This is a genomic window from Agreia sp. (assembly GCF_964263775.1).
Lineage (GTDB): Bacteria > Actinomycetota > Actinomycetes > Actinomycetales > Microbacteriaceae > Agreia.
The window spans coordinates 1-7,010 of the sequence record NZ_CAXVWM010000041.1 but is presented as its reverse complement, the minus strand read 5'-3'; the positions used below and the strand labels follow the sequence as shown (position 1 = coordinate 7,010).

Below are 7,010 nucleotides of genomic sequence, written 5' to 3'. Positions count from 1 at the left end.
GGACAGTTGACGCCCGACGCGGTCGTCGTCGTCGAGCGCAGCTCCCGCTCACCCCAACCCGTTCTGCCGCCCGGCCTCGAACTCGACCGCCGCAAGGACTACGGCGAGACGACCCTCTGGTGGATCTCCCCCGCCTGAGTTCCGGGGCTAACTGAGGACAAGCCTCAACACCCGCACGCTGCACCCGCGCCATCACTGGTCGCACGATTGCTGCGTGGCACTTATGTCCTCAGGTAGCGCTCCCGTCCGCATCCGTCTCGTGCAAAGAGTCGCCCAAAAAATCCTTCACCAGCGCAATCCACGTGTCGAACGAGTAGAGATGGGCGTCGTGCGTCGCTCCAGCGATGTCCGCGCGCCGCACGTCTCGGCCTCGACGAACGAACTCCGCTTTGGCATCCTCGGTGAACAGGCCGTTCTCCGCGAAGACTGCAAGCGTGGGCGAAAGTACGCTCTCCCACTCCCTCCATCGTGGAACGGCAACTGCGTCGATCACTCGAACCATGACTTGTGCGTCGAAACGCGGGTAGTAACCGTCCCCGCGATGTTCGAGGTCACCCGCCCACGCCCTCTCGAGAGCGCCGCTGCCGAGAAACCCCCGCGCCGCGCCGACAGAAGCGAACGGCACGGGCCACGACGCGAAGAACCTCCCCATCTCGGCGTTCGTCTCCGGATCACCGGAACCTTCGCCTCCTTCGAGGAGGATCAGGCGGTCGACAAGATCGGGCCGAGCCGCCGCGACGAGCATCGCTGTATGGGCTCCCATCGACTGGCCGATCACGCTGATCGGCCCATCCGATTCGAGCTCGATCAGCGCAACAGCGTCCGCCACGAACGCGGCACGTGACGCGTCCTCCGGCAGCCGGATGCTTTGGCCATGGCCTCTCTGATCGAGGAGAAGTACGCGACGCTCCGAGAGCGCCTCGGCCGTCGGAATCATCTCCGTCGAGCTTCCGGCGAGGCCGTGGAGAACAAGAACCGTCGGGCCGGAGCTCTGCGAGACCAGATAGCTGAGTCGCTCGCCCCCGCGATCGAACCAGCGCCTCTCCATAGCGGTCGATCCTAGACTGACCGGTCAGCCGGCCGCACCGTCCCAGTTTGCGTAGGGGTCCCATCCCCCGGCCCGCTCGTAGGGCGCGCCTCCGATGGTCACGGCGTGTGCGCCGCGCTGCCGAACCGTTCCGATCACACGGAACCCCTCGGGCGCCCTTCCCGCGGGAAATGTCGCCAGCAGGGAGTGGTCCTCTCCGCCGGTCAGCACGAAGTCGCGGGCCCGCCGACCGACAACAGGGTCGATCTCCACGAGGGCGGCCGCCTCCGCGTCGATCGCATCGCCATGCAGCTCGATCGTCACGTCGCTCGCGTCTGCGATGCGCGACGCATCGAGCACGAGCCCGTCGGAGACATCCAGCATCGCCGTCGCCCCGGCATCGGATGCGACGACACCCAGCCCGATCGGCGATCGAGGCGCGACCTGTTCGCCCACCAGCTGCGGATGCTCGTGGCGCACCGCGCGGGCCCGGCGCGCGTCGGGCTCCCGCCTGCCCTCGGCATCCGAATCGGTGGAGCCGTCACGGTAGAGGAGCCAGACGCCGGCACCCGCGAGCCCCAGCGACCCCGCGACGGCGAGGTCGTCACCGGCCGAGGCGCCGGAGCGCAGCACGGCCTCGCGCCCCCGGAGGTCTCCGATCGCGGTCACGGCGATAGTCAGGGCGCTCGAGGTCGACAGGTCACCCCCGACCACTCCACAGCCGGGGGCGAGTTCGGCGCATGCGTCGCGCATTCCGTCGGCGAACTGCTCGAGAACGGCGACCGGGGTCTCGAGCGGGGCCGCGAGCGCCACGAGCAGCGCCGTGGGAACCGCCCCCATCGCCGCGACATCCGCGAGGTTGGAGACCGCTGCCTTCCATCCGAGTTCGTACGCCGTCGACCAGGCGAGCCTGAAGTCGGGCCCCTGCACCATCATGTCGGTGGTCAGAACGGTGCGCGCGTCGGGGGTGGACACCACCGCCGCGTCGTCGCCCGGCCCCAGCAACTCGGCGCGGGCTCGGGGCAGGCGGCGCACGATGCGGCGCAGCGTTTCGCGCTCGCCGAGGGCGACCACGGTCTCGCCCGGCCTGGAGAGAGGGAACGGCGAGACGGGCTGGTCGTCGATCTGCTGCGCGGAGGTTTCTGTCACCTGCAAACGGTAGCCTGTGGGGGATGTCTCGACCACCTCTCGCCCGCCCATCCGCCGCCCGTGCAGCCGCCCGCACAGCCGCCGTCCTGGCGATGGGGCTGGTCGTCGTCGCCCTCAGCGCCTGCGCACAGACCGTCTCACTCGAGCCCGCCGAGTCGGCTGCCGACCCTGCGTGCGCCGACATCATCGTGAGCCTGCCGCTGGTGCTTCCGAGCGACGCCGAGAACCAAGACCTCCGGCAGACGGACGCCCAGGCGACGGCCGCGTGGGGCTCGCCCGCGAGCATCCTGCTTCGCTGCGGAATTCCACAGCAGGGACCGACGACCCAGCAATGCACGAACGTCAACGGCGTCGATTGGGTCGTCGATGATTCCGACGCCCCGAACTACCGCTTCGTGACCTACGGACGCACGCCCACAACCGAAGTCATCGTCGACTACGACGTCGTCTCGGGCGCCTCGACCCTCGTCGACCTCGGGCCGGCGATCTCGAAGATTCCGCAGACCAACAAGTGCCTCGGAGCCGAGGACGCGCTCGACATCCCCACCGACACCCCGTCGGCCGGCTGACAGTTCGAAGACAAGAGCACTGCATGACCGTGATAGATAATGCCATCTACGTCGGAGGGGTTCGCACCGACAATCCCGAGACCCTCGACGAGACGTTCGAGCTGCTGACCGAGCGACGAGGCTTCGCCTGGATCGACCTCGACCGGCCGAGCCCCGACGAACTGCATGCCGTCGCCGACGAGTTCGACCTCCATCCGCTCGCCGTCGAAGACGCGCTGGCCGGTCACCAGAGAGCAAAACTCGAACGCTACGGCGATACCCAGTTCGTGGTGCTGCGACCGGCGATCTACCGTGACGACGTCGAGAAGGTCGAATTCGGAGAGGTGCACCTGTTCGTGGGCAGCACCTTCGTGGTCACGGTGCGTCGAGCATCCAAGCCCGACCTGGATGCGGTGCGAGCACGCCTCGAGGCGACCCCCGAGCTGCTCGCGCGCGGCCCGCAGGCCGTGCTGTATGCGGTTCTCGACCGCGTCGTCGACGACTACGCCCCTGTGGCGGCGGGCCTCGAAAACGACATCGACGAGATCGAAGACGAACTCTTCGAAAGAGGAAAGACCGAACTCTCCCGCCGAATCTACGAACTGTCGCGCGAGGTCATGATGTTTCAGCGGGCAACGCGTCCGCTGCTCGACGTCGTCGGCGACCTCGAACGCGACGTCGCAGACCACACGATCGACATCGAGGTGTCGCGGGGTTTTCGTGACGTACTCGACCACGCGCACCGCATCGTCGACCGCGTCGATGCCTACCGCGCCCTGCTCGAGAACGCCCTCACCACGCACCTCACCCTCGTCGGACAAGATCAGAACGACCAGGTCAAGAAGATCTCGTCGTGGGCCGCCATCCTGTTCGCACCGACCCTCGTCGGAACCATCTACGGCATGAATTTCGACCATATGCCCGAACTGCACTGGACTCTCGGCTACCCCCTCGCCGTGCTGGCGATGATCGTGATGGGCGCCGTGCTCTACGGCGTCTTCCGCCGCAGGGGATGGCTGTGACCAGCGCCGCTGATGCGCCAACCCGAGGCGATATAGTGAAGCGATTCCGTTGAACTCTGAAGGCTCCGCCCCCGTTGTGAGGACACCATGACCGACGCCGCTCCCCTGCAGGCCCCGTCCGACAGCGTTCTCACGCTGACCGCCCCTGAGCCCATCGCGCCCGTCGCGGCCACGTCGGCTCCGGCCATGGCACCCAAGGTCGACCCGGCCGCACTGCCCGGTCTCGATGCCAAGGTCGACACCTACCTCGACACGCTCATCACCACCGACACCCGGTCTCCCGCGTTCGCGGCCAAGGCCAACGACGTGCGCACCATGGGAGACGTCGACATCCGTCGCGCGGCCGACTCGTCGAACAGGCTGCTCGCCACGCCGGTGAAGGCGCTGCAGTCGGGCGGCCTGTCAGAGGGGTCGAAGATCGGATCGACACTGCTCGAACTGCGTCGCACCGTCGAAGACCTCGACCCCAGCGAGCAGAGCGTCGAGCGCAAGATCCTCGGCTTCATTCCCTTCGGCCGAAAGATCTCCGACTACTTTCGCAAGTACGAGAGCGCGCAGTCGCACCTCAACGCCATCATCAAGGCGCTCTACGACGGCCAAGACGAACTGCGCAAAGACAATGCAGCGCTCAACCTCGAGAAGCAGCACCTGTGGGAGACCATGCAGCGGCTGAACGAGTACATCTACGTCGCCGAGCGCCTCGACGTGAAGCTGTCTGCCAAAATCGCAGAATTCGATGCGACCGACCCCGACAAGGCGAGGGCACTGCGCGAAGACGTGCTCTTCTACGTGCGTCAGAAGCACCAAGACCTGCTGACTCAGCTGGCCGTGTCGATCCAGGGCTACCTGGCGATCGACGTGATCATCAAGAACAACCTCGAGCTCATCAAGGGCGTCGACCGGGCGACCACCACCACCGTGTCGGCCCTGCGCACCGCCGTCATCGTGGCCCAGGCCCTGGCCAACCAGAAGCTCGTGCTCGACCAGATCACCGCTCTGAACACCACCACGTCGAACATGATCGAATCCACCTCGAAGATGCTGGCCGACCAGTCCGCGTCGATCCAGTCGCAGGCGGCATCCGCAACGGTCGGGCTGCCGCAGCTGCAGGCCGCGTTCGCGAACATCTACGCGACCATGGACTCGATCTCCGAGTTCAAGGTGCAGGCGCTCGACAGCATGGCCCAGACCATCGGTGTTCTCGAGACCGAGACAGAGAAGGCAAAACCCTACATCGAGCGCGCCCGCCGCAGCGAGACGATCGAGGTCACGAGTTCGCTCGACCTCGACAAGCGCTGAGTCGACGGGTCGAGCACGTCACGCAATGGGCTTCTGGCAGAACCTCCGCGACTCGGTGACGGGGCGACCTGCTGAGCGCGAATACGAGTTCGCACTGCCTCCGGCCCCCACGAGTGCCGACATCTTGTCGTCGATCGCCGACGTACAAAAAGACACGACAGGCACAGTTCCGCCGATCGTCACTGCGAGAATCAACCGCATCGCCAACACGGTCGCGGTGATGGTTCCGCGGCTCGACCAGCTCGGCGGCGGAAGCGCGCAGGCGCACACCGTGGTGTCGACGGCCACCAGCTATCTTCCCGAGGCTGTGGGCGGATACCTCCGGCTCCCCCGCGAATTCGCCGACCGACGCGCCGTCTACAAGGGCAAGACCTCGCTCATGCTGTTGTGCGACCAGCTCGATCTTCTGGGCGCCACTCTCGACAAGATCTCGGATGCCGTCTCCCGCGCCGATGCCGCGGCTCTCGTCGCGCACGGCCAATTTCTGGCCGAGAAGTTTCAGGCCTCGTCGTCGCTCACCCTCCCGTCCGAACCCCTGAGCTGAGCGAACACATCATGACAGCTGCCGACACGCACGACCTGCGCCGCGCGCTCGATGCCCTCGAGGTCGCGGCGGCGCAGGCCGGCCTCGACTCCTCGGCTGCCCGCGACGAGGGGGTGCGCATCGCCGCAGCCGTCGCCGAGTCGGCCATCGGCGCGTCGCTGCAGTGGGTCGAGCAGACCGGCGCCGCCAGTGCCGACGAGTTCTTCGAGGCCGCGTCGAGCGCGCGCCGGTGGCGGGCGTCCCCCACCGATCTGTTGGGCCGGCTCGCGGTCGAGTCTCCGCAGCACGCCGGCGACTACGCCCGGGCGCTCACCGCCGTGGTCGCTGCCGCGAGCGAACTGGGCGAACCCTCGATCGGAGTGCTCGGAGCTGCCTCTTCCACCGCGGCCGCTCAGCTCGCCGGCGCACGGCAGGCACCCACCATCCCCTCGATCTCGCGCATCGAATCCACCCTCTTCCCGTCGACGACGTTCACGCCGCACCCGGGCCCGCAGCTCACTCCCGACCAGCTCGGTGTCGAACAGCCCGAGTTCGCACGCCCCGGCGATGCGACCATGGCCGAGCTCGCGCGCCGAGCGGGGCTCGCGCCCGCAGAACCGAACGCGGGCTCTCCCGCGGCGATCCAGCAGGCGCCAGCGGATGCCCCGATCGCGGCGGAGCCCGAGAAGCCCAAGAGGTCCGTCGAGGAGTTGCTCGCCGAGCTCGACGGCCTGATCGGCCTCGATCGGGTCAAAAGAGAGATTCACCGGCAGACACAGTTGCTGCGCATCGACCAGCTGCGCACGGCCGCCGGTCTCACGACTCCCACCCTCACGAGGCACCTCGTCTTTCTCGGCAACCCGGGCACGGGCAAGACCACGGTCGCCCGTCTCGTCGCCGGAATCTACGCGGCCCTCGGCATCCTGTCGAAGGGCCATCTCGTCGAGGTCGACCGTTCTGAACTCGTGGGCGGCTATCTCGGCCAGACGGCCACGAAGACCTCCGAGGTGATCGCGGGCGCGATCGGCGGCGTTCTCTTCATCGACGAGGCCTACGGGCTCGCGCTCGACCAGTACGGCGCCGAGGCCATCACGACCATCGTCAAAGACATGGAAGACCACCGCGACGACCTCGTGGTGATCGTGGCGGGCTATCCCGAGCCGATGCGCGGTTTCATGGAGACCAACCCCGGGCTCGCCAGCCGCTTCTCCACCTCGATCACGTTCCAGGACTACACCGACGACGAACTGCGCGACATCTTCGTGCGCCTCGCCGTCGCATCCGATTTCGAGGCGACACCGGAGGCCCTCGAGCGGTTCGAGCAGATCGTGTCGATCGAACCCCGCAACGAGGGCTTCGGCAACGGCCGCTACGCCCGCAACCTGCTCGACAAGGCGATCGCGCGCCACGCCTGGAGGCTGCGCGACGTCGCCGCTCCGACC

Annotated in this window: 7 protein-coding genes; 5 read left to right on the top strand and 2 right to left on the bottom strand. The window is 67.3% G+C overall.

The window, feature by feature from the left end:
• Positions 1 to 229: 229 nt before the first annotated feature.
• Together ACE5CZ_RS03630 and ACE5CZ_RS03625 are read right to left on the bottom strand one after the other, a co-directional pair.
• On the bottom strand, positions 230 to 1,048 hold the full coding sequence (locus ACE5CZ_RS03630) for an alpha/beta fold hydrolase (RefSeq protein WP_374945996.1): 819 nt from the start codon (positions 1,046 to 1,048) through the stop codon (positions 230 to 232).
• 24 nt (positions 1,049 to 1,072) lie between these two features.
• Positions 1,073 to 2,152, bottom strand: a complete 1,080-nt coding sequence (locus ACE5CZ_RS03625; protein WP_374945997.1) for a thiamine-phosphate kinase — start codon at positions 2,150 to 2,152, stop codon at positions 1,073 to 1,075.
• A 47-nt stretch (positions 2,153 to 2,199) separates the two neighbouring features.
• Here ACE5CZ_RS03625 and ACE5CZ_RS03620 point away from each other — a divergent pair, with 47 nt between their 5' ends.
• The 5 genes from ACE5CZ_RS03620 to ACE5CZ_RS03600 form a co-directional block, all read left to right on the top strand.
• Positions 2,200 to 2,745, top strand: coding sequence for a DUF3515 family protein (locus ACE5CZ_RS03620; protein ID WP_374945995.1), 546 nt, complete (start codon positions 2,200 to 2,202; stop codon positions 2,743 to 2,745).
• A gap of 23 nt (positions 2,746 to 2,768) precedes the next feature.
• Positions 2,769 to 3,746, top strand: coding sequence for a magnesium/cobalt transporter CorA (corA, locus tag ACE5CZ_RS03615; protein ID WP_374945994.1), 978 nt, complete (start codon positions 2,769 to 2,771; stop codon positions 3,744 to 3,746).
• An 87-nt stretch (positions 3,747 to 3,833) separates the two neighbouring features.
• Positions 3,834 to 5,045 (top strand): toxic anion resistance protein, encoded by a 1,212-nt coding sequence (locus ACE5CZ_RS03610; protein WP_374945993.1) that lies wholly within the window; start codon positions 3,834 to 3,836, stop codon positions 5,043 to 5,045.
• A 25-nt stretch (positions 5,046 to 5,070) separates the two neighbouring features.
• On the top strand, positions 5,071 to 5,589 hold the full coding sequence (locus ACE5CZ_RS03605; protein WP_374945992.1) for a hypothetical protein: 519 nt from the start codon (positions 5,071 to 5,073) through the stop codon (positions 5,587 to 5,589).
• An 11-nt stretch (positions 5,590 to 5,600) separates the two neighbouring features.
• Positions 5,601 to 7,010, top strand: a 1,410-nt coding sequence (locus ACE5CZ_RS03600; protein WP_374945991.1) for an AAA family ATPase, incomplete at its 3' end; no start/stop codon positions are given.

Bases quoted from the DNA above. Each gene is read 5' to 3' on its own strand.
- ACE5CZ_RS03630 (WP_374945996.1), bottom strand. From the start codon at position 1,048: ATGGAGAGGCGCTGGTTCGATCGCGGGGGCGAGCGACTCAGCTATCTG.
- ACE5CZ_RS03620 (WP_374945995.1), top strand. From the start codon at position 2,200: ATGTCTCGACCACCTCTCGCCCGCCCATCCGCCGCCCGTGCAGCCGCC.
- corA (WP_374945994.1), top strand. From the start codon at position 2,769: ATGACCGTGATAGATAATGCCATCTACGTCGGAGGGGTTCGCACCGAC.
- ACE5CZ_RS03610 (WP_374945993.1), top strand. From the start codon at position 3,834: ATGACCGACGCCGCTCCCCTGCAGGCCCCGTCCGACAGCGTTCTCACG.
- ACE5CZ_RS03605 (WP_374945992.1), top strand. From the start codon at position 5,071: ATGGGCTTCTGGCAGAACCTCCGCGACTCGGTGACGGGGCGACCTGCT.